The organism is Nitratireductor kimnyeongensis (assembly GCF_019891395.1).
GTDB lineage: Bacteria > Pseudomonadota > Alphaproteobacteria > Rhizobiales > Rhizobiaceae > Nitratireductor > Nitratireductor kimnyeongensis.
In genome coordinates this window covers 998,260-1,025,000 of sequence record NZ_CP078143.1, presented here as the reverse complement: position 1 = coordinate 1,025,000, position 26,741 = coordinate 998,260, and the positions used below count along the sequence as shown (strand labels likewise).

Here is a 26,741-nt window from a genome sequence, read left to right as displayed (position 1 = left end):
TGGGTCAGCGACTTAATGTAACGTGCAAGCTTAAGCCGGTAGGTGTAGGCGTAGCGAAAGCGAGTCTTAACAGGGCGTTCAGTACGTTGCATTAGACCCGAAACCGAGTGATCTAGCCATGAGCAGGTTGAAGGTAAGGTAACACTTACTGGAGGACCGAACCCATATCTGTTGCAATAGATCGGGATGACTTGTGGCTAGGGGTGAAAGGCCAATCAAACTCGGAAATAGCTGGTTCTCCGCGAAATCTATTTAGGTAGAGCGTCGACCGAATACCCTCGGGGGTAGAGCACTGGATGGGCTAGGGGTCCTCACCGGATTACCAAACCTAACCAAACTCCGAATACCGAGGAGTACTAGTCGGCAGACACACGGCGGGTGCTAACGTCCGTCGTGGAGAGGGAAACAACCCTGACCAACAGCTAAGGTCCCCAAGTTATGGCTAAGTGGGAAAGGATGTGAGACTCCCAAAACAACCAGGATGTTGGCTTAGAAGCAGCCATCATTTAAAGAAAGCGTAACAGCTCACTGGTCTAATTAAGGGGTTTTGCGCCGAAAATGTACCGGGGCTAAAGCCATACACCGAAGCTTTGGGCTTGCTTTGCAAGCGGTAGCGGAGCGTTCCGTAGGCTGATGAAGGGAGACCCGTGAGGGCTCCTGGAGGTATCGGAAGTGCGAATGCTGACATGAGTAACGATAAAGGGGGTGAGAGACCCCCTCGCCGAAAGTCCAAGGGTTCCTGCTTAAAGTTAATCTGAGCAGGGTTAGCCGGCCCCTAAGGCGAGGCCGAAAGGCGTAGTCGATGGGAACCACGTTAATATTCGTGGGCCTGGAGGTAGTGACGGATTGCGGACGTTGTCTTTCCTTATCGGATTGGAGAGGCAGCCATGTGGTCCCAGGAAATAGCTCCTCCATATAGACCGTACCCGAAACCGACACAGGTGGACTGGTAGAGTATACCAAGGCGCTTGAGAGAACTCTGCTGAAGGAACTCGGCAAAATGCACGCGTAACTTCGGGATAAGCGTGACCCTTGTTCGGGCAACCGGATGGGGGTGGCACAGACCAGGGGGTAGCGACTGTTTATCAAAAACACAGGGCTCTGCGAAGTCGCAAGACGACGTATAGGGTCTGACGCCTGCCCGGTGCCGGAAGGTTAAGAGGAGGAGTGCAAGCTCTGAATTGAAGCCCCGGTAAACGGCGGCCGTAACTATAACGGTCCTAAGGTAGCGAAATTCCTTGTCGGGTAAGTTCCGACCTGCACGAATGGCGTAACGACTTCCCCGCTGTCTCCAGCAGAGACTCAGTGAAATTGAATTCCCCGTGAAGATGCGGGGTTCCTGCGGTTAGACGGAAAGACCCCGTGCACCTTTACTATAGCTTTACACTGGCATTCGTGTCGGCATGTGTAGGATAGGTGGTAGGCTTTGAAGCGTGGGCGCCAGCTCGCGTGGAGCCATCCTTGAAATACCACCCTTATCTATATGGATGTCTAACCGCGGTCCGTTATCCGGATCCGGGACAGTGTATGGTGGGTAGTTTGACTGGGGCGGTCGCCTCCTAAAGAGTAACGGAGGCGCGCGATGGTGGGCTCAGAACGGTCGGAAATCGTTCGCTGAGTGCAATGGCATAAGCCTGCCTGACTGCAAGACTGACAAGTCGAGCAGAGACGAAAGTCGGTCATAGTGATCCGGTGGTCCCGCGTGGAAGGGCCATCGCTCAACGGATAAAAGGTACGCCGGGGATAACAGGCTGATGACCCCCAAGAGTCCATATCGACGGGGTTGTTTGGCACCTCGATGTCGACTCATCGCATCCTGGGGCTGGAGCAGGTCCCAAGGGTATGGCTGTTCGCCATTTAAAGCGGTACGTGAGTTGGGTTCAGAACGTCGTGAGACAGTTCGGTCCCTATCTGCCGTGGGTGTAGGAATATTGACAGGATCTGTCCCTAGTACGAGAGGACCGGGATGGACGTATCTCTGGTGGACCTGTTGTGGCGCCAGCCGCATAGCAGGGTAGCTATATACGGAACGGATAACCGCTGAAGGCATCTAAGCGGGAAACCGACCTGAAAACGAGTATTCCCTGAGAGTCGTGGGAGACCACCACGTTGATAGGCCGGGTGTGGAAGTGCGGCAACGCATGGAGCTTACCGGTACTAATAACTCGATAGGCTTGAATCATTCTCATTGCTTATGCTCATCTGGGCTTATGCTCATCGCAATTGTCCTTGCGGATGAGCGCGGCGAAAGCCGCTATCCGGCGGACGGCAAGCGCAATCATGCGCGACGGCCGCTTGGCCTTGCGGGCTTTGCCCGTATCAGGCATCAAAAACCAGCTTCTCGATTACATGCGTTTCGCCGACCTGGTGGTTATGGCGGGGCGGCTGCACCCGTTCCCTTTCCGAACACGGCCGTGAAACGCCCCAGCGCCGATGGTACTTCGTCTTAAGACGCGGGAGAGTAGGTCGCTGCCAGGTCTGCTAAACGCATGGAAATCTTCTCTGAACAAAGCCAAAAACGACAAAGGCCGCAACACGCGGCCTTTTGTCATGAAAACAGGCAAAAACGCAAAAACATTGACGCGGGGTGGAGCAGCCCGGTAGCTCGTCAGGCTCATAACCTGAAGGTCGCAGGTTCAAATCCTGCCCCCGCAACCAAATCAATCAAAAAGCGCTCAAACGAGCGCTTTTTTTGATTCAACACCCGCCCCCGCGCCTCCCATGAAGCATACACGGGCAACCATCGCCTGAAACGCAACAGCTTCTCGCTATCCTACTGACCTGCTGGCCCTGAATATACCCGTCAATCGCTGAACGAGCCCATTCGTGAACCGTTCTGCTGTGAGAACGAAGGGCCGAAGCAACTCAGGAGCTCTTTGATGATCGGTGTTCTGGATCTGCTGTTGAGGCAGACCGCGTGGTTGACGCCAAACACGCGAAAGCTTTTCAGTCGGACAATTCTCAACGCCGGGTTATCGTCAATCTCATGTTCCGAAACGGCTGCCAGGCCCATCCCAGCCTTAGCTGCTGCCAACACTCCGCTGCGGCGGCCGATTTCCATCGTTCGTTTCGGGCGATAATTGTGCTTGTTGGCCTTCTCCATCAGAAGCTCTCTTGTCTCCGATCCGACCTCGCGGATTAGGAGAGTTTCCTTGGAGAAGTCCTCTCGAGACAAGACGCTGGGCTTGCCCTTCAAATAATCCTTATGTCCGACGAGGACGATTTCCGGCTTGGCTACCGGCAATGTCAAACATTCCTCGTGGTGAACGGCCCCGCCCAGGATTCCGAGATCGGCTTCACAATCCAGAATGCTTTTAAGGACCTCTTCGGAATTGCCGAAGGTCAATCTGCAGGCGACATTTGGAAAGCGTGTATTGAAGGCTTTTGTTAGCCGGATGATCATAATTGGAGATGTTGCGATCAATCGCACCTCGCCACCTGTCAAGGCACCGGTATCGCGCAACAGTTCATAAGCATCACGTTCGAGAGCAAACATGGTGCGGGTGATCTTGAGGAGGGATTGGCCCAGCGGAGTCAGACTTCTGATCTTGCCCCTGTTGCGGATGATCAGTTCCGCACCATACGAGCGCTCAAGTTGCGAAACCTGCATCGTCAGCGTCGGTTGAGTGCGTCCCAGCTCCTCTGCTGCTCGAACAAAGCTCAAGTGGCGGGCAACTGCGTCGAAAGCCTTTAGCTCAGCGAAACTCATGGGGCTCATATATAGATAAAATCGATATGAAAATATCAAATTATCGATTTTGATCAAGTAGCGTTTTCCGTCATTCATTGCTGAGGATGAAAAGGGAGAACGATAAATGAGCGTCCTCGACAATGCGGCATTCGATCTTTTGGCAGAACTGAGGAAGCTTGTTGGTACTGCCTCTCAGGTGGATGTTACAGAAGCCGGGCTCACAGAACACAGCTTCGACTGGTGGCCAGTTGCCGCAAAATGGCGGCAGAACGGTAAGTCTCCCTGCCGACCTGACGCCGTCGTCTACCCGGCCGACGAAGACGAGGTCAAAGCCATTCTTCGCTGGGCCAACGAGAAGAGGATCCCCGTCACGCCTTGGGGGCTGGGATCGTCTGTTGTCGGTCAACCGCTCACCGAATATGGCGGCATCACTTTGGATCTCTCCCGCATGAACCGCATCCTGGCTGTGGATACGACCAATTTGATCGTCCGGGTCGAGGCCGGTGTGATGGGAGGAGACCTCGAAGAGCACCTGCGTGGCCTCGGATTTACGCTCAACCACTCGCCCCAATCCCTTTATCGATCGACGGTCGGGGGATGGCTGGCCACGCGCGCAACCGGGCAATTGTCCAGTCGTTACGGGGGGATCGAGGATCTTGCCTATTCGTTCAACGCCGTATTGGCGGACGGGTCGGTTCTGCAAACGGTCGATCTGCCCAGAATGGCTGTTGGTCCGGACTTGCGCCACCTGATGATCGGTTCCGAAGGCACAATGGGCGTGATCACCGAGGTCGCGCTGAAGATCTTCCCTCTTCCTGAATTCCAGACCTTCGAGACAGTCAGGTTCTCTTCGGTTCAGCTCGGGGTTGATGCGATGCGGGCAATCATGGCGGCTAATCTCCGACCGTCCCTGCTTCGCTTCTATGACACTGCCGAAGCGCGCCACGCAATGCAGGATAAGTCCTTCCCGTCTCCCGTGATGTTTCTGGGAACCGAAGGGATGGAAGGCCCGGCACGGGCGGAGATGGAAGCGCTCCGCACGATCTGTACAAAGTTCTCAGGCGAGCTGTTGGGGCCGCAAGGATCGGAGGCCTGGACGCACCGCAGGTTCGATTTTTCGACCATCGAAAGCTTTGTAACGCGACCCGAGGGTGTGGCTGAAACCATTGAGATTTCGAACAACTGGGAGCGGATCATGGATACCTACAAGCTCCTGACAGAACAGTTGGAACCCATGGCCGACGAGGTGCTGGGGCATTTCAGTCATGTCTACACGACAGGGGTATCGCTGTACGTGATCCTTCTTGGCGAAGCAGAAGACGGTTCCGCCGCTGAGGAGCGGATCAGGCGGATCTGGGAAATCGCCATGGAAGCCAGTCTGCAGACCGGTGCATCGATTTCACATCATCACGGCGCAGGCCTGGCACGCGGCCCTTATGTGCAGCGCGCTCTTAAAAGCGGGGCCGCTGTTCTTCAGCGCGTCAAGGACGCGCTTGATCCGAACAATATCCTCAACCCCGGCAAGCTCGGATTGCGGCGACCTTAACAAGTCGGCCACACCGGGAGGGAATGCGGATTTTTCTTGGAGTTGGGGAGGAGACGGTGTCTCAGATTAGAGGCGATAACGACTGCTATGATCTGCTGGTAATCGGCGGCGGCATCAATGGTGCCGGTGTGGCGGCCGATGCTGCAGGCCGCGGGCTCAAGGTGGCGCTTCTGGAAAGTGACGACTTTGCCAGCGGCACGTCTTCACGCTCCACCAAACTCATTCATGGTGGACTGCGTTATCTGGAATACTACGATTTCCGGCTTGTTCGTGAGTCGCTCTCTGAACGTGAACGCCTTCTGAAAAAGGCGGGCCATATCACATGGCCGCTTCGCTTTGTCATGCCGGTCGTGCCGGGCAGCAGACCTGCCTGGCTGGTCAGGCTCGGTCTCTTTCTCTACGACCATCTCGCTGCACGCGTCACGCTCAAGGGGGCAGAAGCCATTCGTCTCTCACGGCAGGCGGACCGTTTCGGTTTTGCGGCCAAATTTGACAAGGCCTTCGTCTATTCCGATTGCTGGGTGGATGATGCAAGACTGGTTATTGCCAATCTTCAGGGCGCACATGACGATGGCGCGGACATCTACGCACGGACAGCATTTCAAACCGCCACACGAAAGAAGGAGGTCTGGGACGTAACTGCGGTTGACCGGGAGAGCGGGGCAAGTCGAAGCCTTAAGGCAAGGGCCATTGTCAACGCGGCGGGCCCGTGGGCCGTCCCCATCGCCGAAGCCGTGCCGGGTGTCTCAACGAATTATTCCTCAAAGCTCGTTCGGGGCAGCCATATCATTGTACCGCGCCTCTACGAAGGCGAGCACGCTACCATGCTTCAGGTTGGCGACGGGCGCATCGTTGTGACAATCCCGTACGAAACCGACTACACGCTGGTCGGCACAACCGACCACATTCATGACGACGACCCGCGCTGCGTGGAGATTTCCGAGCAAGAGCGAGACTATCTGCTCGCCGCCGTAAACCGCTTCTTTTCCCGCGCTGTCTCGGCTCAGGATATTGTCTGGACCTATTCCGGCGTTCGTCCGCTGTTTGAGGAGGGAAAGTCGCGGGACGTCAATCCGACGACTGTCACGCGTGACTATTCCTTCAAGCTGGATCTGGGCCCCGATAAAAGCGGCGCGCCCTTCCTGACGATATTGGGTGGCAAGCTGACCACCTACCGGCGGTTGGCCGCGCATGTCCTGAAAGAGTTGCACGACTTCCTCCCGGGCGATGTCGGCCCCAGCAGGACGGAGAACACCCTATTGCCGGGAGCCGACATCGGGACCGATGGTCCACTCGCCTACGCCCGGACACTGAAGGAGCGCTATCACTGGCTTCCATACACGCTTCTCGTCCGGCTATGCCGAACCTATGGTTCGCGTATTCACATGGTTCTCGCTGGGGCGGACGAACTCGCGGATATTGGCCCCTGCTTCGGTGGCGACCTGTACCGGGCGGAAGTGGACTATCTCATTGAAAACGAATGGGCGGTGAGTGTGGAGGATATTCTCTGGCGCCGCACCAAATGCGGACTACGTTTTCCTGCCAGCGGTATTGACCAACTGGCCGATTACATCAGCCAGACCAGACAGGCTTCCAGTCCCAGGGAAGCGGCATCATGAGCATTGTCGCCGAGAAGATTGCTTTAAATGTCGATGGAGATGACTGGCTCTATCCGTTTGACCTGACGCTGGAACCGGGGAGCTTCACGACCGTCGTCGGTCCGACGCGCGCGGGCAAAACTTCATTGCTGCGCATCCTTTCCGGCCTGACAAAACCGAGCAGTGGGCGGCTTCTGGTCGACGGCGTCGATATGACCGGCGTCAATGTCCGCAAGCGGTCGGTCGGTATGGTCTATCAGGAGTTCGTCAATTATCCTGCCAAGACCGTTTTCGAAAACATTGCAGCGCCTCTGCGCAATGCCGGCGAAAGCAATGAAGCGATCAGGCAGCGCGTCACGGATGTCGCTGATATTGTCGGAATTTCCAATCTTCTTGACCGGTTCCCACTGGAGTTGTCCGGTGGTCAGCAACAACGTGTCGCCATTGCTCGAACCATTGCGCGGAAGAGGCAGCTCATATTGCTGGATGAGCCACTGGTGAATCTGGACTACAAGCTGCGCGAACACTTGCGCGGCGAGTTCCGTCGAATTTTCGCCGACAGCCAAACCATTGCCGTTTACGCCAGTTCCGAACCAACCGAAGCTCTTGTGCTGAACGGCGACGTCGTGATCATGAGCGAAGGGCATCTGGTTCAGCACGGTGCTGCCGAAGAGGTTTACCGGAGCCCGCGAAACGTGACGGCAGCAAGGCAGGTCAGCGAGCCACCCGTCTCGCTTCTTCCTGCAAGTCTCGAGCTTGATGGCGCTCGCCGCAAATGGTTCGCCGGCGATACCGAGATCGGCCCAGAGCCCGTCCACACCTCCGCTCTGGATGCGGGCGACTACCAGCTTGGCGTCTTTCCTCATCATCTCTTCACCGACCAGTCGGCAACAGGGATCCCGGCCCAGGTAGACTTCATCGAGGTTTCTGGCTCCAACACCTTCATCTATGCGCGCGCGTGCGGCGCCATGTTGGCCATCAAGGAGCGCGGCATAAACGACTACGTGATCGATCAGACGGTGCATGTGAGGTTCGACCCGGCCCACATGCTGGTTTTCGATCGGTCCGGTGCCCTGGTAGCCAGTCCGAACGGGGGGGCGGCCAATGGCTGAAATACGACTTTGCAAGCTGCGTCACAGCTATCTCGCAAACCCTGAGAGCGACGATGATTACGCGTTGAAGAGCGTCGACCTGACTTGGGAGGAGGGCTTGGCATACGCCCTTTTGGGACCGTCTGGCTCGGGAAAGACGACCATGTTGAACATTCTTTCTGGATTGCTGACAGCGTCAGAAGGGAAGGTTCTCTTTGATGGGCGCGACGTCACCGCGCTTGATGCGCGCGAACGCAATATTGCGCAGGTTTTCCAGTTTCCGGTCGTTTATGAAACGATGACGGTTGGCGAGAACCTGGCCTTCCCGCTAAAGACCAGGAACGTGCCGGTCGCGAAAATACGGGAACGGGTCGGCTTCATTGGCGAAGAGCTTGGCCTGACGCCTCTTCTAAACAGGAAGGCGCGCGGGCTCTCTGCAGAGCAGAAGCAACGCATCTCGCTTGGGCGCGGTCTCGTTCGCGAGGACGTTTCAGCGATCCTCCTTGATGAACCACTGACGGTCATCGATCCTGCTGAGAAGATGGCCCTGCGCCGGACGCTCAAGGCGGTGCAACTCCATCTCGGCGTCAAGCTGATCTATGTGACCCATGATCAGCATGAGGCCATGACCTTGGCAGACCGTGTGGTCGTCATGGACAATGGCGAAGTGGTGCAGGTCGGTTCGCCCGAAGAACTGTTCAACAATCCCGCCCATGAATTTGTCGGCTACTTCATCGGCACGCCGGGGATGAATTTCATCAGTTGCGAAGTCGATGGAGATGATCTTGTTGTCGGCCAATCCCGTTTTGCCCTGAATGGTTTATCCGAGCGCCTGAAAGCCGGCAACAAGGATCTCACCTTCGGGATCAGACCGGAATTCGTGTCGCTCCGTGATGCTGGCGCAGCGGGTACCATTCCCGGCTCGGTGACCAAAGTAGAAAATCACGGCGACGAGCAGATCGTGTCGGTGGATATCGGCCCGGGGCGAATGCTTGCCCGTGTCCATCAACAGGTCCGGGTACAGGTTGGAAATACGGTGCATCTGGCACCAGAGCCCGGCGCCATCCGCCTGTTTGAAAACCGGAAACGGGTTGACCTTCCCAAGTCCGCTTTCGGAGGCGCATCATGAACGTTAAGGACAATCGCGCCTGGCTTCTGGTTCTGCCGGTTCTGGTGATCGTTGCATTCAACGCGGTCATTCCGATGATGACGATGGTCAACTACTCGGTTCAGGACATTTTCGGTCCGGGCAATGCTTACTTCGTCGGCAGGGAATGGTTTGAGGAACTGTTGGGCGATTTCGAACTTCGCAACGCGTTGCTTCGTCAGGTTATGTTCTCGAGCCTGGTTCTGCTGATCGAAGTGCCGCTTGGCATCGTGATCGCTCTTGCACTGCCGAAGCGAGGCCGGTCAGTGGCCCTGTGCCTGATCATTCTGGGATTGCCACTTCTCATGCCCTGGAACGTTGTTGGCGTGATGTGGCAGATCTTCGCGCGGTCGGATATCGGCCTTGGAGGCGCTGCGATTTCGGCACTCGGCATCGACTTCAATTATTCCCGAGATGTCGTGGATGCCTGGTTCACCATCATCGTCATGGACGTCTGGCACTGGACGTCGCTGATCGTGCTGCTTGCATACTCTGGATTGCGCGCGATTGATCCAGCCTATTACAGGGCAGCGCAGATCGACGGCGCGTCACGCTGGCAGGTTTTCCGCTATGTCGAGCTTCCCAAGCTGTCAGGCGTTCTGACCATCGGCATCATGCTCCGGCTGATGGACAGTCTGATGATCTATTCCGAACTGTTCGTGATCACCGGCGGCGGCCCCGGAAGCTCCACCTCGTTTCTCAGCCAGACCTTGGTGAAGAAGGCCATCGGCCAATTCGACCTCGGCCCGGCGGCGAGCTTTTCGATCATCTACTTCATGATCATCGTTACGCTCTGCTTCGTTTTCTTCCGCTCCATCACCCGGACTCAGGAGGGCGAATGATGACTGAAACCATGCCCACCACGCCTTCCCTCGCGGGGACTCAAACCTCTGCTGCCGCCCGGGTTCGGCCGGGTCGCAAACCGCTTCTTAAAAAGCTGGTGCTGAGCCTGTTTTTCCTGTTCCTGCTCGCACCGATCTATTGGCTCGTCGTGATGTCGTTCAAGACAGACAATGAGATCATCAGTGAACTCACTCTCTGGCCCCAGACCTTCACTCTGGAAAACTACCGCATCATCTTCACCACGCACAGCTGGTGGTCGAGTTACATCAATTCGGCACTTTACGTGACGCTGAACACGATCATCAGTCTGGCGGTTGCCCTGCCGGCGGCTTATGCTTTCAGTCGTTTCCGGTTCCTTGGAGACAGGCACCTGTTCTTCTGGCTGCTGACCAACCGGATGACGCCACCAGCCGTTTTCGTCCTGCCCTATTTCCAGTTTTATTCCGCCTTCGGATTGATCGACACACATATAGCTGTGGCCATTGCGCATTGCGTCTTCAATGTTCCACTAGCAGTCTGGATTCTGGAAGGATTTCTCAAGGGTGTGCCAAAAAGCGTGGATGAGACCGCCTATATCGACGGCTACTCCTTCCCGCGCTTTTTCCTGACAGTTCTGATCCCGCTCATTCGTTCAGGTATCGGGGTTACAGCTTTCTTCTGCTTCATGTTCAGTTGGGTTGAGCTCATCCTTGCACGCACTTTGACGACCGCTGACGCCAAGCCGATCGTTGCCGTCATGACCCGAGTCTATTCCGGCGCCGGAATTGAATGGGGCCTCATTGCTGCAGCCGGCGTCCTGACCCTCGTGCCCGGCATTCTCGTAATCTGGTTCGTTCGCAACCACATCGCCCGCGGCTTTGCCATGGGGCGGGTCTGAGGAGGATATCATCATGTTGGAATGGATGGCCTGGACACCGACGACTGCCGTGTTTTTCGCCGTGATCGCGATGCTGTTGTTGACCATGACCATGCTGGAAATCCTATGGCCGACGGTCGCGCGCCAGGGCTTTTTGAAAATCACCACAACGCGGGGGGAGCGCCTGTTCATCGCCCTGCTTGTCACGGGGTGGATCAACATCCTGTGGATCGCCTTTACCGATGCGAGCCAGTGGATCGCGCTCGGTATTGGCCTGGCTGTCTCCGCACTGATCCTCGCACGGGGATAGGCGGCAGCATTCGCAGATTATGGGAGGAGAACCTTATGCGAATAAAGACCTCACTACTTGCCTCCACCGTTTTGGCGGCGACCGCCTGGAGCCATGTTGCTCACGCGGACATGGAAGCCGCCGAACGCTGGGTTGCAGAAGAATTCGACGATTCCACCTTGAGTGCGGATGAACGTCTGGCTGAAATGAAATGGTTCATCGATGCAGCAACCGATCTCGATGGTGTCTCTATCAAGGTCCTTTCGGACGGAATCCCGGTTCACAAATATGACGCAGAAGTTCTGGCGAAGGCGTTCACCGAGATAACCGGTATCGAGGTGACGCATGAAGTGGTCGATGAGGCCGGCGTCATCGAGCGGATCCAGACGCAGATGCAGTCAGGTGAGAACATCTACGACGCATACATCAATGACAGTGACCTGATAGGAACCCACTTCCGCAATTCCGCAGTCATGAATCTCACCGAATACATGGAAGGTCCGGGAGCGAAGTACACAAATCCGACGCTGGATCTGGACGATTTCATCGGCATCGATTTCGTCAAGGATGTGGATGGAGACATCTACCAGCTACCGGCGCAGCAATTTGCCAATCTTTACTGGTTTCGGGCCGATTGGTTCGAACGGGAAGATTTTCGCAAGCAATTCCAGGAGATCTACGGCTATGAGCTCGGGGTTCCGGTCAACTGGTCGGCCTATGAGGACATCGCGGATTTCTTCACCAACCATGTCAAGGAGATAGACGGTGTGCGCGTCTACGGGCACATGGACTACGGAAAGAAGGATCCCTCCTTGGGTTGGCGTTTCACCGACGCCTGGTTATCGATGGCCGGAGCGGGCGACGTGGGCATCCCGAATGGCATCCCCGTAGACGAGTGGGGCATTCGGGTCGAAGGATGTCACCCGGTCGGCGCCAGCGTCTCCCGCGGTGGTGCCACCAATGGCCCTGCTGCCGTGTACAGCTTGCAAAAATACATTGACTGGATGGCAGATTACGCCCCTCCTGAAGCCCAGGCGATGAACTTCTACGAGGCGGGGCTGGTGCCCAACCAGGGGCAGATCGCACAGCAGATATTCTGGTACACGGTATTCGCCGAGAGTGCGGCTCAACCCGGTGTGGCAGTTGCGGACGAAAATGGTCTGCCGAAATGGCGCATGGCTCCATCGCCTGCAGGTGCTTATTGGGAAGAAGGCATGAAGCTGGGCTATCAGGACGTGGCCGCGTTCACGATCATGAACTCGGCTTCCGAAAAGGGCAAAGCTGCCGCATGGCTCTATAGCCAGTTCGTCACCTCCAAGACGGTATCGCTGGAACGCACTCTCCACGGTTTCACACCTATCCGAGAGAGTGACATCAATTCGGACGTCATGAGCGAATGGGCGCCCAAACTTGGTGGCCTTGTAGAGTTCTATCGCTCGCCGGCACGGGTTGCCTGGACGCCGACCGGCACGAACGTGCCAGACTATCCGAAGCTCGCGCAGCTCTGGTGGGAGAATGTCGCAGCAGCAGTCACAGGCGAGATGAGCAGCCAGGAGGCAATGGACCGGCTGGCAGGTCAGATGGACCGTGTCCTGCAACGTCTGGAACGGGCCGGCATGGATCGCTGCGCGCCGAAACTGAATGAGGAGAAAGATCCGGAATTCTGGTTTTCGCAACCGGGCGCGCCGAAGGCAAAATTGGCCAACGAAAAGCCGCAGGGCCAGACCGTGCCTTACACAGAGTTGCTTCAGGCATGGCAGGAAGGCCGAGTGAAATAATCGCAACGGAAGGGGCGCGTGGGGGATGCGCCCCTTCCTAGGGCGACTTGGGAGGATGGTATGAAGGATTTCATCGCAGCGGTTGATTGCGGGACCACGGGTGCTAAGGCGATTATCTTCGACACGGCAGGCGCTCGGCTCGGCACCGCCTATAAGGAATATCCATGCGAGTTTCCGGCGCCCAATCGCGTCGAGCAAGACGCGGAAAGACTGTTTGAAACCTGTGTGGACGTGCTGACTGACGTGGTGCGTGCAAGCGGCGTAAGGCCTGACGCCATCAGGGCTCTGTCCTTCTGCACCCAGCGCTGCACTCTGATACCGGTTGATGAGGACTGCCGTCCTCTTCGCCCCGCGATATCATGGCAGGATAACCGTTCGGACGCCCAGTGCGACTACATCCGGAAGGTGATCGGAGACAAGAAATTCTACGACACAACCGGTCTTCCCATAGCTAATGTTTGGACCTTGCCATCAATCATGTGGCTGAAGGATGAAGAACCCGAGATTTACGCAAGAACTCATAAATTCATGAATCCGCATGGATTCCTCCTGAAGCGATTCGGTTCCGAACGGTTCGTGGAAGACTTGTCGAATGTTTCGCTTCACGGCTTGTTCTCGGTGCGGAAGAATGATTGGGAGCCGTCCTTTATCAAGGCTACCGACATTGATTTCGCAAAACTGCCGGAACTCGTCGTTTCGGGATCAAGCTTGGGAAATATATCGGCTGAGATCGCCTCTCGCACTGGCTTGTCGGTGACAACTGAACTTGTCGTAGGCGGGGGTGATCAGCAATGCGCGGGTATCGGGGCTGGGGTCACGCAAGCCGGAATTGGCTCGGTCACTTTGGGCACTGCCGGCGTCATTATCTGCTCTTTCGATAATCCCCCATTCGATGCAAACCGGGCTATTCCTGCCGAGGTTCATGCCTATCCTGGAAAATACATCAGTGAGGGTTTGCAGAACACAGCTGGTGCGGCCCTCAAATGGCTGCGCAACCTGACTCAGGATGTCGTCAACGGAAATGGTGTTGAATACAGCCTGTTCAATGAAATGGCCGCGATGATTGCTCCCGGCTGTAACGGATTAGTGTTTCTACCGTATTTGGCCGGCGCTGGCGCGCCGCAGTGGAACGGGGCCGCCACCGGCACATTCCACGGCCTCACGCAGGGGCACGGGTTGGGAGCCGTGGCGCGGGCGATTATGGAAGGTGTGGCTTTTCAGAATGCGCTCATTCTCGAAGAGTTCGAGAAAATGGGGCTGGAGCTGACCGAAATCCGGCTGACCGGGGGCGGTGCCAATTCCGCACTTTGGTCACAAATACAGGCCGACATTTATGGCCGCCCGGTGAAACGGTTGAAGGAAGATGAAGCCGGCTTGTTGGGAGCGGCAATTTTATCTGCATTCGGAGCTGGTATGTTTTCAACGATAGATGAAGGCGTGGAGGCCATGGTGAATACTCTTGAAACCTATGCTCCCGATGAACGCCAAACGTCGCTTTATGCTGAAATTCGCGAGAGTTTCACCTCCCTGTACGGCGCAATCTATCGCAATTGACGAGCCGGTGATCTGAGAACCTGATCCTCGTCGGCGTCGACATTTTCGTATCATTTCCAGCGCTGGCCGAACGCGCGGCAGCTCGCTCGGTCCGGCCGCAACCCTCATCGTTTGTCCGATGAAGCTGATCTTCAATTGACAAGAGGTCAACTTGCGATATGTTCACGTGAACATTTCTGGTTTTGGAGAGGGCATGGCAGAAGCTTCTATCGAATACAGAGGGGCCGCCTTACTGAAAGAGTTGGGATTGGCAAGCAGGAGACAGATCAGGTCTGTGACGCCTTTGGCGGGTGGGGTTGCCTCCGACATCGCAAGGATCGAGACCGAGAACGGCGATTTTTGCGTGAAGTTCGCGCTGGCCAAATTGCGAGTGAAAGAGGATTGGCACGCCCCGGTGCATCGCAATGCAGCCGAGTATGCTTGGCTCAAGGTTGCCTCTGAGATGGCTGCGGACTATTTCCCGAAGCTCTACGGGCGCTCGGTGGCGGCAAACGGCTTCGCCATGGAATTCGTTACTGGCGACACGGTGGTTGTCTGGAAGGACGCGCTGTTGGAGCGAGGCCCGGCGCAGGGAGAAGCGGCTGTAGTTGCCAGGCTGTTGAGCCGGGTGCATCAGCGTTCATCCCGCCCGACCTTTGATCGTTCAGGGTTCGACAATGCGATGGACTTCGATGCATTGCGTCTGGACCCCTATTTGCGCTTCAGCGCCGGTGTGCACCCCGAGGTTTCGGACGCTCTGACCGATATGGCTGACGCGCTGTTCAAGAGCGATGCGGTTCTGAGCCACGGCGATGTCAGTCCCAAGAATATCCTGTTCCGCGATGGAGCTCCGGTCCTTCTGGATGCAGAATGCGCGACGATGGGGGACGCATCCTTCGATGTGGCCTTCTGCCTCAATCATCTGGTGCTGAAGGGGTTTCACCTGCCGCAGCATGCAGAGCCGTTTCTGACCGCCATCGCCGAGTTCGCCGAGACCTATTTCGAAGCCGTCGACTGGGAAGACCCGGCAGCTTTGAAACAGCGCATCGCACGCTTGCTGCCAATGCTGATGTTGGCGCGTATCGACGGAAAATCGCCCGTGGAATATCTGGCGCCGGAGCACAGGGAGCAGATACGCGCCTTGTCCCTGTCCATTATCGCCAATCCGGTGAACACGCTGGATGGCCTTATTTCTCTTTTCAAGGAAGCAATGAAATCATGAGCGGTTCGGCAATCAAGGAAGTGGCTTCCAGACGAGTCTGGGATTCCCGCGGCAACCCAACGGTGGAAGTCGACGTTCACCTTGAAAGCGGTGCCATGGGCCGCTCTATTGCTCCAGCTGGTGCGTCGCGCGGAGCGCGCGAGGCGTTCGACCTGCGCGATGGCGGAGATTTTCTCGCCGGCAAGAACGTGTCGCGTGCGGTCGAAAACGTGATCAAGCGCATCGCCCCGGCGATCATCGGGATGGACTGCGACGATCTGGCCATGATCGACAGAACAATGATCGATCTTGATGGCAGCCAGTTCAAATCCAGCCTTGGCGGCAACGCGATGGTGGCCACTTCTCTGGCCTGTCTTCATGCCTCAGCCGCCAATGCGGGCGTGCCGCTTTGGGCATGGATCAGCAAGGCGTATGATCGCAAGCCCGCGATTCCATTACCCGAGATTCAGATTTTCGGAGGCGGTGCTCATGCGGCGCAGCGGGTGGATATCCAGGATTTCATGATCATGGTGCCCGGTGCCGAAAGCTTCGATGAAGTGATGGAGATCACTTCGAACGTATATTTCGCCGCTGGCAGACTGATGAGTGAGAAGGTCGGGAGCGGCGGCCTGGGCGTGGCGGATGAAGGTGGCTGGTGGCCCGTTTTTAATAGCAATGAAGAGGCGCTGGAAACGCTGGTTCGCGCAATCGAGGCTGCGGGCGAGGTGCCCGGTGAGCGTGTGCTCATCTCGTTGGATGTTGCGGCGTCGGAATTTGGAAAGAAGGGGCGGTACCGGCTGGCGCTGGATGATCGCGATATGGATTCAGACGGGTTCAACGAGCTGCTTGGCCGCTGGATGGAAGATTACCCAATCGTCTCGATCGAGGATCCACTGGGCGAGGACGACAAGATGGGCATGATCGCGTTCACCAAAGCCTATGGACACAAGGTGCAGATCATTGGGGATGATTACCTCGTGACAAACGCAGACCTCGTGAGAGAGGCGGTCTCAGAGGGCGCGTGCAACGCTGTGTTGGTAAAGTTGAATCAGGCGGGAACGGTGAGCGAGACCATCGAAACCGTTGTTGCTGCAGAAGGCGCGGGCTACCGTCCCGTGATCTCTGCTCGTTCGGGGGAAACCGAGGATACCACGATTTCACATCTGTCCGTTGGCTTGAATTGCAAGCAATTGAAGGTGGGTTCCTTCACGCGGTCCGAGCGCATGGCAAAGTGGAACGAATGTCTGCGCATAGAATGTGACCTGGGCGCCGGTAGTTTCGTGGGGGGCAATCCTCTGGCTGATACCTGGTGGGGCAAGCGCCGCTGATGTCCTGAACGGTGTAGAGCGGCGGAACGTTTATCGGTGCGTTCAGGCCGAGGCGCGCAGGATGAACTCTGCAGCAAAGCCGTGTTGCTGGACAGGAGCGTCCGGATCAAGCTGCAGAAGGCGTTGCAGCGCCTGTTCCGCCAGCTGGTCGATCGGCAACGAGATCGTTGTGATGCCACCTTGTATCCAGCGATAGAATCCAGGATCGCCATAGCCAACAAAGGCCACGTCCCGTGGAAATACAGCGTTGGCCCGCAGGCAGGCATCGAGTGCGCCGTTGGAAATCTCAAACCCGCCGCAAATGATCGCACTGCTGTCGATCTGCCCCGCGAGGACGGCGGCCGCCTTTCGGGCGCCCATCTCGAAGGAAGGGCTGTCTGTCTGGATCAGCCCCTCGTGCACAGTCAGGTTGTGGGCCTCCATTGCCTCCAGGAACGCGGCCTTCCTTTGCCGACCTGAGGACAGGGAAGCATGGCCTCCGAAATAAGAAATCCTTTGATGCCCCCTCGACACCAGATGACCAACCGCTTGTCGGATCGCTTCGGCGTCGTGGATCACGATGGAATCCGAAGCAAATGGCAGCGGCTGGGTGCGAATGAATTGGATGGGCTTCATACCCTGAAACAGCTGCTTGCCGTGGGGCTGTGTCGCAGGTGCTGGAACCGTCACAACTGCGTTGGTCTGCAGTTCTTGCAGCTTCATCAACGCCAAACGCTCCCGGTTGGGGTCATCATTCGTCAGATGCGTTATCAGGTGAAGGTCGTTGTCTTCGCATAGAAGGGCCAGTGTATTGGCAAACCGTGCATAGAACTCGTTCACCAGATTTGGAACCAGGAGCCCCACTATCCGGGTCGCATCCCCGCGCATCGCGCTTGCTGCAGCGCTTTTGACGTAGCCCATCTCCGCAGCGCGCTTTCGGATAAGCTCACGCGTCTCCCGCCGAACGTTCGTGCTGTTTGAGAGCGCGCGCGACACGGTCATGTGGGAAATACCCAGATCCTCGGCAATCGTTTTGATGGTTACTCGTCTGGCCACGAATATTCCTTTCGCCTGTCGCTCGCCGAATAGTAGTTGACCGGCGTGGGCATGACAAAAGCTCAATCATGTGTCCGAGCTGGTTGTAAAAGGTTTTTTCCTGAGCGACCCCATGCCTGCCGGCATTCTTGCCAGATGGTTGTCGCCGTGATCACCGCGCCCGTTTCCACCGGGAGAATCAGCTGCGCGGGCCGCTTTGCGGCATTTGTACGAAGCGGAACTAAGCCGGCTGGCGGATTCCTTGTGCTGTTTCGGTCATCATATTCATTGGCTTGACATGCCCGGTGTCCAATCATATTGTTCACGTGAACATTTTGCAATGCGACTTGCAATGCGACGATCACGCGAGGCAGTGAGCGCGCCCCACGTTGAATGCGTGATGCGCTGCTTATTTCAGTTCGAGAGAATTGCGCCTGACGGGATGATTGTCAGTCACCCACACAGCAGGGTGAGGAGGGATAGGGAGAGGGCTCGATGGGTAACAATCTACCGGCAATGACGAGCACAGGTGGTGCGTCTCGGTTCCAAGTGTCTTCGGTCGGGGATGTCATGAAACATGTCCTGCAGTATCGCGAGGCAACACTGGTTCTCTTGATTGGTGCGATGTTTCTGGTGCTGTCGTTCGTGTCACCAATGTTCGCAACCATGAACAATGTTCAGACCACGATGCTGAGCGTCTCGATCACCGGGATCGTCGGGATCGGCGTTACCATAGCTTTGGTAATCGGGGGGCTCGATCTTTCGGTTGGCGGGCTTGTGGCGATCAGCGCGGCGGTTCTGGGGAAGGTCTTCCTGGCCACCAACATCTGGTACGCGCTGATGGCCGGTGTCGGTGTGGCACTGTTTTTCGGGTGTTTGAATGGGCTCCTGATCACCCGCTTCCGATTGGGCGCCTTCATTGCAACGCTGGCCATTATGGGGATCAGCCGTGGCGTGACGCTGGTGGCAACAAAAGGCACGCCGATCTCCATGCGGGAGATGCCGGTCTGGCTACGCGAGATCGGTAGCGGCAAGGTCATGGGCGTCTCCTACCTGATCATAATCTTCTTTGTACTGACGATCACAACCCACATTTTTCTCAAGAAATCCAAGGTGCTGCGTAAGGCCGTCTATATTGGCAGCAACGAGGTGGCTGCGCATTTCTCCGGCATCAACGTCAATCGGATAAAATTTGGTGTCTATGCGTTCATCGGACTTCTCTGCGGTGTGGCCGGGGTGCTGTCGGTGGCGCGGTTCAGCTCGGCCTCGCCGAATTTCGGCCTGGGGATGGAAGTCCAGCTGATTGCGGCTGCGGTGATTGGCGGGGCCACGCTGAATGGGGGGCAGGGGTCCATCATCGGCACCTCGCTTGCCCTCATCTTCCTCGGCTTCGTGAGCAGTGCAATCGTGTTGTTGGGGGTTTCGGTTTACTGGCAGGCCCTGATCAGCAACGTCATCCTGCTTCTGGCGGTTCTTCTGGATGCGTTCGTCCTGAGGCGTGGTGATCGCAAACACTGAGCGTTCGCGGCGATTGGCGGGCAGATTTGGGAGGGTAGAACGATGGATGGAATTATTCTCGAGGCGAGAAACATTTCGAAGTCTTTCCCGGGTGTGAAGGCTCTCGAGAACGTGCATCTGGAACTGCGTGCAGGTGAAGTGCACAGCCTTGTCGGCGAAAACGGCGCAGGCAAATCCACGCTGATGAAGATCGTGTCAGGGGTCTATTCGCTGGATCATGGCGACCTGATCGTTGAAGGCAAACCGGTCAGGTTCAACAATGTTCTGGACGCAATCAACATGGGCATCAGCCTGGTTCATCAGGAACTGGTGAATTGCCCGGACGTTTCGATCGCCGAGAATATCTTCATGAACAAGATCGCACGCGGCCGGATGGAGTTCGTGAACTTCACCGAACTCAACCGCCGGGCAAGAGATGAGATGACGAAGTTTCATCTCGATCTGGACCCACGGATGAAGATGAGCCGGCTCTCTGTTTCGCAGCAGCAGATTGTTGAGATCGTCAAGGCAATCTCTATCAATGCCAAGGTGATCATCTTCGACGAGCCTACTTCGTCGCTGACCGAAACCGAAACCGAGGACTTGTTCAAGATCATCGCGGCACTGAAGAAGCGCGGGGTCGGTATCCTGTATATCAGCCACCGAATGGAAGAGATCTTTACCATCTGCGATCGGGTCACGATCCTCCGAGATGGCCACTACATCGACACGCTGAACGTGAACGAGGTGGACAAGATGTCGATCATAAACAAGATGATCGGCAGAGAAGTGGCTGATTTCTTTCCGCCCAAAGCCAGCTCGACCGGGGATACGATCCTGTCGGCGCGCGGCTTCGAACACGCCACCCATTTCCACGGCATCGACTTTGACCTGAAGCGCGGCGAGATACTGGGCTTCTCCGGACTGATTGGTTGCGGGCGCAGCGAGCTGTTCAAATGCCTCTGTGGCCTGGATGCGAAACAGGACGGCGAGCTATCGATGAACGGCGAGGTCCTGGATATCTCTCGGTATTCCGACGCGTTGAAGCATGGCATCGTCTACCTGACAGAGGACCGAAAGAACGAAGGTTTGTTTCTGGAGAAAAGCATCCAGCAGAACACCTCGGCGTTGAACCTGGACAATATCGTAAGCGGCTTCTTCCTCAGTGTGGCCAAAGAGGAACGTCTGGCGGCGGAATTTCGTAGCAGCCTGAGTATCAAATCCTCCAACGTTCAACAGCTTTGCGTCAACCTGAGCGGGGGAAATCAACAGAAGGTGCTGATTGCGAAGGGATTGGCGATCTCGCCACGAATCATCATCTTCGATGAACCGACAAAGGGGATCGACATCGGTGCAAAGATCGAGATCTACCGAATGATGCGCGACCTGGCGGAGAATGGTATTGGCGTAATCATTGTTTCCTCGGATTTGATGGAGGCGGTCGGTCTGTGTGACCGCGTCGTCATCATGCATGAAGGTCGCATTGCTGCGATCGCGTCCGACGATCAAATCACCGAGACATTCTTGCACCATCAGGCGTCAGGCGTCTTTGCGCATGGGGAGGTCGCAGTCGCCGACGCTTAGAGCCTTCCCACCTTTGCGGCTTGTTCATACGAAAATGTTCACGTGAACTATAAAGATGGGAAGCAAAAGAGAAGACTGAAACTCAAATCTTCAAAGGGAGGATCTATGTTGATGGACAAGTTTCTGAAAGCGGTTGCGGTTGCTGCAATCGCCGCTGCCGGGATGACCGGTGGATTCGCGCCGGGGGCTCAAGCTGAAGGGTTCACGTCGAACACCCGTCCCGCGTTCGTGGGTTCTGAGGAGGAGACCTACTATCTTCTGACGTTTTTGAGCGGGTATGACTTTTGGACCAGCTACTATGAAGGTTTCATGGATGCTGGGCGTCAGTTGGGCGTCAACACCAAGTACATGGGCGCCACGACTGCGGATATCTCCGAACAGATCAATGTATTTGAGCAAATCCTGGCGTTTGACCCAGCTGGCATCATGGTGAACCCGTCTGACGGCGATCCGCTGGCCGCATCGGCAGCGCGCGCTAACGAACTGGGCATTCCTCTGGTGATCGGGGAGAACCCCATCCCGGGTGCCAAGGTGGCGATGTGGATCAATCACAACGAAGATCTGATGACGCGGAAGGCTGCCGATTACATTGGTGAGAAGCTGGGCGGCAAGGGTGAGATCGCTGTTATGGAGACGGTGGGCCAGGTCAATCTGGACAATCGTTCCGCTGCCTTCACAAGAAACATGGAAACCCACTGGCCCGAGATACGGATTGTCGCCCGAACCAACCCGGGCCATGACGAAATCAAGGGCGCGCAGGATGCCGCCTCGCTGATTCAGGCCCATCCCGACCTCGATTTCATTTTCACCGTGAATCCGACCGCAGCGATGGGTGCGGTGACCGCGCTGCAGGAGGCCGGATCCGATGTGAAAGTGCTGACCTTCGACACCAATCCAAACGTCCTGGACTACATCAAGGAAGGCAAGCTGGAAGCCGCCATCATGCCTGACCCCTACACCTTCGGGTACATGGGACTGTTGGCACTTTACCTGGATCGTCACGGCCTGCTGGACCCGATGTGGGACACCGATAACGACCGTCCGCGCTTTGACGTGCCTCTGATGAATACCGGTAGTTCGGTCGTCACCAAGAGCAATGCCGATTACTTCTATTCGGACAAGTACAAGGAGCGTCGAAAGAGCGGGGGCTACGATATGCAGGCCAAGGACCTGAACAATCCGGACCTGCCCGGACATTGGGACTGAGACTGTCAATTGAATCTGCAGTGGTTCGGGCCGCCTGGGTGGCCCGAACAGCATGCAGAGTGGATAAACCGATCCAGAACAGCAAAGGGACAGACCATCATGAACCCATTGGATCTCAACGGAAAGATCGTTGTGCTCTCTGGAGCGTGCGGCGCGCTTGGGGTGGCCGTTGTAAACAAACTGAGCGCATTGGGCGCGCGGGTGGCGGCGCTCGACATTGTTGATCCAGAGGTCGCCTCAAGCAGTTTTGAGGCAAGCGGAAATCACGTAACGTTCTATCAGTGCGATGCGGCGGATGAGGAACAGGTTGCAGCGACCTACCACAAGATTATCAGCGATCTGGGGATGCCCGATACCGTATGCTGCCACACCGGCATTGTTCATGTCGCTGGCGTTGAAAATTATGCCTTGGCCGATTTTGACGAACTGATACGGGTGAACCTGCGAGGCGCTTTCGTCCTCGCGCAGAGGGCGACGAAAGTCTGGCTGAGCGAGAAAGCAAAAGGGAATTTGATTTTCACGTCTTCCTGGGTCCAGGATGTGCCGTGGCCAGAGCTTACGCCGTACAACACCTCGAAATCCGGGATGAAGGCGATGATGCGCGGCTTTGCGCGTGAGCTCGCCTCGCGCGGCATTCGCGCCAACTCGGTTGCTCCGGGGATTGTTGGAGCCGGTATGGCGCTGAAGATGTATACGGAAGATGCGGACTATAAAGCGCGAACCGACCGCGCAATCCCGCTGGGTTACATGCAGAAGCCTGACAGCGTGGCCAATGCATTCGCCTTCCTAACCTCCGACATGAGTGACTACATGACCGGGGCGACCTTGGTCGTCGACGGCGGGTGCAGCCTGTACCCGAACATCTGAAAACCTGAATTGGGCTGCTTTGCGAGCGCTGGCTGCAGTCGAAGGCTTGCAGGAACGCGGCGAGTGTCACCAACCGGCGCCGATGCAGTGATGTTCAGCCCCAAGGCCAGGGGTGCTGATTATCCGCCCGCCAATGCCGGCACCGATATTGCTGTGATTATCGAGCAATGCGCCGGCCTTGGCGAAGCGGGTGATCGTCCCACAAGAGGTGGCCTTGGTGCAGGTCGATGTCGGGCTGGCCAACGCCTTCGCGGAGCCAGTCAACGCTCATGCCAACGACCACCTCTGATCATGATGTCGGGGCGATCGCTCCGCGCCCAGCATGAGCGGCCGGGCGTGGGGGCACGCCGACCAAGTCAAATGGGATTGCGAACTATGCTATGCCGAGAACGCGGCCGATCCGGTGTCGGCGACACGCTATGACATCCAGATCAATGCAGTAGCACCTGTGATCGGTGAAACCATCTTGGCACGCGGAGCGCCGATGCGGGTCTGGGCTTACTTGCTTTTCTGACGTCCCCATTTCGGCAGAGGCGAAACGATTGAGCTTTGCCAGAACGGGCCTGTGGCACACAGACCCCGACCCGATCCGGGTTAGAGCAGCGGTGGGTTCCGACTGGAATCCACCGCGTTTTCTCCCCACGTTATGCGCCGGCAGAGAGATTTTCTGCATGCACTTCCGCCGCCTCGCGAAATTGCTTCGCCGAGCTCTGAATAAGCTCCAGCACCAGAAGCCCGGTGCCGGCCGGTACAATGTAGAGGACGGGATAGAGTGGCACCATGTTGCCGCCAGCCAGAAAGGCAGCCTCCCGCGAGGTCGCATCTAGGGCATATTGCAGCCCGAACCAGGTGATCAGGGCAAAGATGGCGATATCGATAAGCCGAAACAGGACGAAGAGTGCCTGTCTTGCCGTGGGACTCATGCGATCCGTCAACAGCGTCGTGCTGGGGAGGATGTTGCTCTCATAGGCATGAGCAAGGGCAGGGAAGACCAGAAGCGGCATCAGGTATCGCTGCACGTATTCATAGCTTCCTGGGATGGATGACCCCGTGAAATTCCGAAGCGCAATATCCGCCGAGGTAAAAATGACCATTGCCGCGAGTGCCAGCGCGCTGATGATGAACAGGATCCGCATAAGCCAGCGGTGAAGATTGTAAAAGCAGGACAAGATGCTCTCCTATTTCATCTGTTCTGGGAGAAAGGTCACCATGCCGGGGAAGAGGATCATGAGCCCCCCGACCAGCAGCAAGACCAGAAACGCGAACATGGTGGAATGGCGGAACAACCGGTCGATCCTGAGCCCCGTCACACCGGCAACCGCATAGACGCTTAGTCCGACAGGGGGCGTCAGGAGGCCTCCGGCGCACAGGACGCACAAGATGACGCCAAACCAGATCGGGTCGTATCCGATGTTGACGATCAGTGGCAGAACGACCGGTACAATCATCACGATCACGGCCGATCCTTCGATGAACATGAACAGCAGGAAGCAAAGCGCCAGGATGATCGCGAGAAGAAGAAGTGGCATGTCGCCTAAGCCGGACACCACTTCGACCAAGTTGTGCGGGATCCGCGACAACGAAAGGAAACGTCCGAAGATCTGGGCGCCGACCATGATGAGCAGGACCATAACGGTGATGTCGATCGATTCCCGCGCGGATTTCACCATGAACCGCCGGTCCACGGCACCGAGAACGAGAGCGGTCAGGAAGCTGACCACACAGCCCACCGCCGCCGCCTCGGTCGGGGTGAATATTCCGAAATAAATTCCACCGAAGATGATCAGGGCGATGGTTCCGCAGGACAGAATAGCGATGAGGTAGCGCCCCCATCCCGGTGGGCTCTCTTCAGTCGTATCCTCGGCAAGGGTCTGTTGCGGCGGGGAGCCGGTCTTCGCCAGTCGCAGGCTCTTGACCAGAAGCCAGGTCGCGTATGCAGCGTAGATGAGGACCATAAACAAGGCAGGCACAATCGCTGCGATGAACAGGGTCGAGATCGAGGTTTGGGTGATGGCGCCGTAAATGATCAGGATGATGCTGGGCGGGACGATCGCGGACAGGGATCCTGCGCTGGCGGCAATGGCACCGGCCAGATAATCGCCATAGCCGCGCTTCACGAGTTCGGGAACCGCCACCTGACCCATGGCCGCCGCCGTCGCTGTGCCTGAGCCGGAAACGGCGCCGAGAAGACCACCGAGAACGACGGTCAGCACGCCGAGTAGGGCAGCACTTCCGCGCGAAAGCGTGTAGATCAGGTGGTACAGATCGTTAACCAGCCGCGCCCGAAGGATGAACTGCGCCATCAGCACGAACAGCGGCACGGGGGTCAGGCTGTAGCTGGCAACACGAAGATAGGGGTCGTTGTTGAGGAACGACGACGCGAGATCCCAGCCTCCGATCAGGAAGATGCCGAGAATTCCGCTGAGGATGAGAAGCGAGCTGATGCGCTGCCCCAAAAGCAGAAACAGTGCAAAGGCACCGAATGTCGTCGCGATGATCCAGGTAGGCTCCATTGCCGAACTTCCTTTCACAGTGTCGGTGAGCCGGTCCGGCAGCGCTGCCGGACCGGTGCGGGATCACAGGTCCTTCACGGACTCTGGCACGCCACCACCGTGTTTCAGGATGAGGTCACGCCACAGAATGGCGATTGCACGTCCTGGATGGCCTTCCGACTCCATGGCGTCGATCCACTCGACCCAGGTCTGACCAACCGCCTCGAGATATCGAGCCTGGAACTCTTCATCGAAATCGCTGACGTCCACGACGATGCCGCCGTGGTCCTTGTTCTTCGCAAGGTTGGCTTCGGTCCGGGCGGCAATCGTCTCGATCGCCCCGTCGATGGTTTCCGCGGCAGCGGTCTCGAACAGCGCTTGGGTTTCTGCAGAGAACTCCTCCCAGCGTGCTTTCGAGAAGCCGATCACTCCGGGATAGTGCCCGAGGGAAATGCCGCTGAGTGAGGCCGTGAACATTTCCTCGAAACCGTAGGTGCTCCAATCGGCGACGCTGATCACGTTGCCGTCGAGCGCGCCGCGGCTGAGAGCGTCGTACATATCGCCGCCGGGCATAGAGATCGTATTGGCGCCGATCAGTTTCGCATAGATGTCATGAGTGCGGGCCGCCGTCCGAAGACGCAGGCGCGACAGGGCGTCGTTGTCCGTCAGGCTTTCCGGTGGGGTCACGATGGCAATCTGATATTCCGGCGTGATGATGGTGGGAAGGGCCTTCATGCCCTGATCTTCCCATTCCAGCTGGTAATAGGTCTTGCCGTTCGCAATCTCGACATCGCTGTTCATCAGATCCGTGAAGGCCGACATGGCGATCGACAGCGACGACTTTGTCAGCGGCAGCAGCGTGACCTCGGACAGGGGAAACCTGTCGCGCTCGTAAGCTGGCAGCATGGCCAGCGACACGTCGGCGCGGCCGGACATCAGGCCGTCGTGATCCTGACCGGCAGAGATCAATTCACCCCAGGTGAAGACCTGAAAGCTGGTGTCGCCATTCGTCTTCGCGGACACTTCTTTCATCCAGGCGTCGGCATGGGGCCACATGACGTGGCCTTCGCCAAAGGTCGACGACGCGCGAAGCGTCATTTCCTCAGCGCCGGCGCTGCTGGCCATGCAGGCCAGCAGCAAACCAGATACGGCGGTCTTGCTAATGATATTCATCGTTTTT

At 57.0% G+C, this 26,741-nt stretch carries 21 protein-coding genes, 1 tRNA gene and 2 rRNA genes (1 of these 24 running past the window's edge); 18 read left to right on the top strand and 6 right to left on the bottom strand.

All coding sequences use genetic code 11. The annotated features are described in order from the left end of the window. A 23S ribosomal RNA gene (locus KW403_RS04785) occupies window positions 1-2,182 on the top strand; it begins 614 nt to the left of the window's first position. 16 nt (window positions 2,183-2,198) lie between these two features. On the opposite strand, the gene KW403_RS19440 is transcribed toward KW403_RS04785, so the two are convergent. Beyond that, window positions 2,199-2,327, bottom strand: a complete 129-nt coding sequence (locus KW403_RS19440) for a hypothetical protein (RefSeq protein ID WP_281425579.1) — start codon at window positions 2,325-2,327, stop codon at window positions 2,199-2,201. 36 nt (window positions 2,328-2,363) lie between these two features. On the opposite strand from KW403_RS19440, the gene rrf reads away from it, so the two are divergent. Together rrf and KW403_RS04775 are read left to right on the top strand one after the other, a co-directional pair. After that, window positions 2,364-2,478: ribosomal RNA gene (gene rrf / locus KW403_RS04780) — 5S ribosomal RNA — on the top strand. A gap of 103 nt (window positions 2,479-2,581) precedes the next feature. Further along, window positions 2,582-2,658 (top strand) — tRNA-Met (locus KW403_RS04775). A gap of 145 nt (window positions 2,659-2,803) precedes the next feature. On the opposite strand, the gene KW403_RS04770 is transcribed toward KW403_RS04775, so the two are convergent. Further along, the gene (locus tag KW403_RS04770; RefSeq protein ID WP_223021608.1) at window positions 2,804-3,766 is read right to left on the bottom strand and encodes a LysR substrate-binding domain-containing protein; all 963 of its coding nucleotides are present in this window, start codon (window positions 3,764-3,766) and stop codon (window positions 2,804-2,806) included. 49 nt (window positions 3,767-3,815) lie between these two features. Here KW403_RS04770 and KW403_RS04765 point away from each other — a divergent pair, with 49 nt between their 5' ends. From KW403_RS04765 to eno, 11 genes are all read left to right on the top strand, one after another. Beyond that, entirely contained in the window at window positions 3,816-5,237 is a 1,422-nt protein-coding gene (locus KW403_RS04765; RefSeq protein WP_223021607.1) for an FAD-binding oxidoreductase, read from the top strand. 56 nt (window positions 5,238-5,293) lie between these two features. Beyond that, a complete protein-coding gene (glpD, locus tag KW403_RS04760) occupies window positions 5,294-6,856 on the top strand; it encodes a glycerol-3-phosphate dehydrogenase (protein WP_246637896.1) in 1,563 nt (520 codons plus the stop codon). Next, complete coding sequence (locus tag KW403_RS04755; RefSeq protein WP_223021605.1) at window positions 6,853-7,947, top strand: ABC transporter ATP-binding protein; 1,095 nt, start codon at window positions 6,853-6,855, stop codon at window positions 7,945-7,947. The genes glpD and KW403_RS04755 overlap by 4 nt, the downstream gene beginning before the upstream one ends. Further along, complete coding sequence (locus KW403_RS04750; RefSeq protein ID WP_223021604.1) at window positions 7,940-9,055, top strand: ABC transporter ATP-binding protein; 1,116 nt, start codon at window positions 7,940-7,942, stop codon at window positions 9,053-9,055. The genes KW403_RS04755 and KW403_RS04750 overlap by 8 nt, the downstream gene beginning before the upstream one ends. Further along, window positions 9,052-9,915, top strand: coding sequence for a carbohydrate ABC transporter permease (locus KW403_RS04745; RefSeq protein WP_223021603.1), 864 nt, complete (start codon window positions 9,052-9,054; stop codon window positions 9,913-9,915). The genes KW403_RS04750 and KW403_RS04745 overlap by 4 nt, the downstream gene beginning before the upstream one ends. Then, entirely contained in the window at window positions 9,912-10,793 is an 882-nt protein-coding gene (locus KW403_RS04740; protein WP_425518221.1) for a carbohydrate ABC transporter permease, read from the top strand. The genes KW403_RS04745 and KW403_RS04740 overlap by 4 nt, the downstream gene beginning before the upstream one ends. A 13-nt stretch (window positions 10,794-10,806) precedes the next feature. Next, on the top strand, window positions 10,807-11,082 hold the full coding sequence (locus KW403_RS04735; protein WP_246637895.1) for a DUF2160 domain-containing protein: 276 nt from the start codon (window positions 10,807-10,809) through the stop codon (window positions 11,080-11,082). A 35-nt stretch (window positions 11,083-11,117) separates the two neighbouring features. Further along, on the top strand, window positions 11,118-12,839 hold the full coding sequence (locus KW403_RS04730) for an ABC transporter substrate-binding protein (RefSeq protein WP_223021602.1): 1,722 nt from the start codon (window positions 11,118-11,120) through the stop codon (window positions 12,837-12,839). 60 nt (window positions 12,840-12,899) lie between these two features. After that, a complete protein-coding gene (locus KW403_RS04725) occupies window positions 12,900-14,393 on the top strand; it encodes an FGGY-family carbohydrate kinase (protein ID WP_223021601.1) in 1,494 nt (497 codons plus the stop codon). Window positions 14,394-14,586: 193 nt separating this feature from the next. Beyond that, a complete protein-coding gene (locus tag KW403_RS04720; RefSeq protein ID WP_223021600.1) occupies window positions 14,587-15,594 on the top strand; it encodes a phosphotransferase family protein in 1,008 nt (335 codons plus the stop codon). After that, window positions 15,591-16,901, top strand: coding sequence for a phosphopyruvate hydratase (gene eno / locus KW403_RS04715; RefSeq protein WP_223021599.1), 1,311 nt, complete (start codon window positions 15,591-15,593; stop codon window positions 16,899-16,901). Before KW403_RS04720 ends, eno begins: the two co-directional genes overlap by 4 nt. A gap of 42 nt (window positions 16,902-16,943) precedes the next feature. Here the strand turns inward: eno and KW403_RS04710 are convergent, their stop codons facing one another. Beyond that, on the bottom strand, window positions 16,944-17,936 hold the full coding sequence (locus KW403_RS04710; protein ID WP_223021598.1) for a LacI family DNA-binding transcriptional regulator: 993 nt from the start codon (window positions 17,934-17,936) through the stop codon (window positions 16,944-16,946). A 549-nt stretch (window positions 17,937-18,485) separates the two neighbouring features. On the opposite strand from KW403_RS04710, the gene KW403_RS04705 reads away from it, so the two are divergent. The 4 genes from KW403_RS04705 (at window position 18,486) to KW403_RS04690 (ending at window position 23,069) form a co-directional block, all read left to right on the top strand. Next, entirely contained in the window at window positions 18,486-19,433 is a 948-nt protein-coding gene (locus KW403_RS04705) for an ABC transporter permease (RefSeq protein ID WP_223021597.1), read from the top strand. A 42-nt stretch (window positions 19,434-19,475) separates the two neighbouring features. Next, the gene (locus KW403_RS04700) at window positions 19,476-20,996 is read left to right on the top strand and encodes a sugar ABC transporter ATP-binding protein (RefSeq protein WP_223021596.1); all 1,521 of its coding nucleotides are present in this window, start codon (window positions 19,476-19,478) and stop codon (window positions 20,994-20,996) included. Between the two features lie 111 nt (window positions 20,997-21,107). Beyond that, the gene (locus tag KW403_RS04695; protein WP_223021595.1) at window positions 21,108-22,202 is read left to right on the top strand and encodes a substrate-binding domain-containing protein; all 1,095 of its coding nucleotides are present in this window, start codon (window positions 21,108-21,110) and stop codon (window positions 22,200-22,202) included. Window positions 22,203-22,301: 99 nt separating this feature from the next. Continuing rightward, window positions 22,302-23,069 carry an SDR family NAD(P)-dependent oxidoreductase gene (locus KW403_RS04690; RefSeq protein WP_223021594.1) on the top strand — a complete coding sequence of 256 codons (768 nt, stop codon included), beginning with the start codon at window positions 22,302-22,304 and terminating at the stop codon, window positions 23,067-23,069. A gap of 644 nt (window positions 23,070-23,713) precedes the next feature. On the opposite strand, the gene KW403_RS04685 is transcribed toward KW403_RS04690, so the two are convergent. The 3 genes from KW403_RS04685 to KW403_RS04675 all read right to left on the bottom strand — a co-directional run bounded on the left by KW403_RS04685 (window position 23,714) and on the right by KW403_RS04675 (window position 26,734). Further along, window positions 23,714-24,238: a TRAP transporter small permease gene (locus KW403_RS04685; RefSeq protein ID WP_223021593.1), complete on the bottom strand. Its 525-nt coding sequence runs from the start codon at window positions 24,236-24,238 to the stop codon at window positions 23,714-23,716. Window positions 24,239-24,247: 9 nt separating this feature from the next. Continuing rightward, a complete protein-coding gene (locus KW403_RS04680) occupies window positions 24,248-25,582 on the bottom strand; it encodes a TRAP transporter large permease (protein WP_223021592.1) in 1,335 nt (444 codons plus the stop codon). Between the two features lie 63 nt (window positions 25,583-25,645). Further along, window positions 25,646-26,734 (bottom strand): type 2 periplasmic-binding domain-containing protein, encoded by a 1,089-nt coding sequence (locus KW403_RS04675; protein WP_223021591.1) that lies wholly within the window; start codon window positions 26,732-26,734, stop codon window positions 25,646-25,648. Window positions 26,735-26,741: the final 7 nt, after the last annotated feature.

Bases quoted from the DNA above. Each gene is read 5' to 3' on its own strand.
- KW403_RS04730 (WP_223021602.1), top strand. From the start codon at position 11,118: ATGCGAATAAAGACCTCACTACTTGCCTCCACCGTTTTGGCGGCGACC.
- KW403_RS04750 (WP_223021604.1), top strand. From the start codon at position 7,940: ATGGCTGAAATACGACTTTGCAAGCTGCGTCACAGCTATCTCGCAAAC.
- KW403_RS04705 (WP_223021597.1), top strand. From the start codon at position 18,486: ATGAAACATGTCCTGCAGTATCGCGAGGCAACACTGGTTCTCTTGATT.
- KW403_RS04680 (WP_223021592.1), bottom strand. From the start codon at position 25,582: ATGGAGCCTACCTGGATCATCGCGACGACATTCGGTGCCTTTGCACTG.
- KW403_RS04675 (WP_223021591.1), bottom strand. From the start codon at position 26,734: ATGAATATCATTAGCAAGACCGCCGTATCTGGTTTGCTGCTGGCCTGC.
- KW403_RS04765 (WP_223021607.1), top strand. From the start codon at position 3,816: ATGAGCGTCCTCGACAATGCGGCATTCGATCTTTTGGCAGAACTGAGG.
- KW403_RS04720 (WP_223021600.1), top strand. From the start codon at position 14,587: ATGGCAGAAGCTTCTATCGAATACAGAGGGGCCGCCTTACTGAAAGAG.
- KW403_RS19440 (WP_281425579.1), bottom strand. From the start codon at position 2,327: ATGCCTGATACGGGCAAAGCCCGCAAGGCCAAGCGGCCGTCGCGCATG.
- KW403_RS04695 (WP_223021595.1), top strand. From the start codon at position 21,108: ATGGACAAGTTTCTGAAAGCGGTTGCGGTTGCTGCAATCGCCGCTGCC.
- KW403_RS04700 (WP_223021596.1), top strand. From the start codon at position 19,476: ATGGATGGAATTATTCTCGAGGCGAGAAACATTTCGAAGTCTTTCCCG.
- KW403_RS04740 (WP_425518221.1), top strand. From the start codon at position 9,912: ATGATGACTGAAACCATGCCCACCACGCCTTCCCTCGCGGGGACTCAA.
- KW403_RS04735 (WP_246637895.1), top strand. From the start codon at position 10,807: ATGTTGGAATGGATGGCCTGGACACCGACGACTGCCGTGTTTTTCGCC.
- KW403_RS04745 (WP_223021603.1), top strand. From the start codon at position 9,052: ATGAACGTTAAGGACAATCGCGCCTGGCTTCTGGTTCTGCCGGTTCTG.
- KW403_RS04755 (WP_223021605.1), top strand. From the start codon at position 6,853: ATGAGCATTGTCGCCGAGAAGATTGCTTTAAATGTCGATGGAGATGAC.
- KW403_RS04690 (WP_223021594.1), top strand. From the start codon at position 22,302: ATGAACCCATTGGATCTCAACGGAAAGATCGTTGTGCTCTCTGGAGCG.
- KW403_RS04725 (WP_223021601.1), top strand. From the start codon at position 12,900: ATGAAGGATTTCATCGCAGCGGTTGATTGCGGGACCACGGGTGCTAAG.
- eno (WP_223021599.1), top strand. From the start codon at position 15,591: ATGAGCGGTTCGGCAATCAAGGAAGTGGCTTCCAGACGAGTCTGGGAT.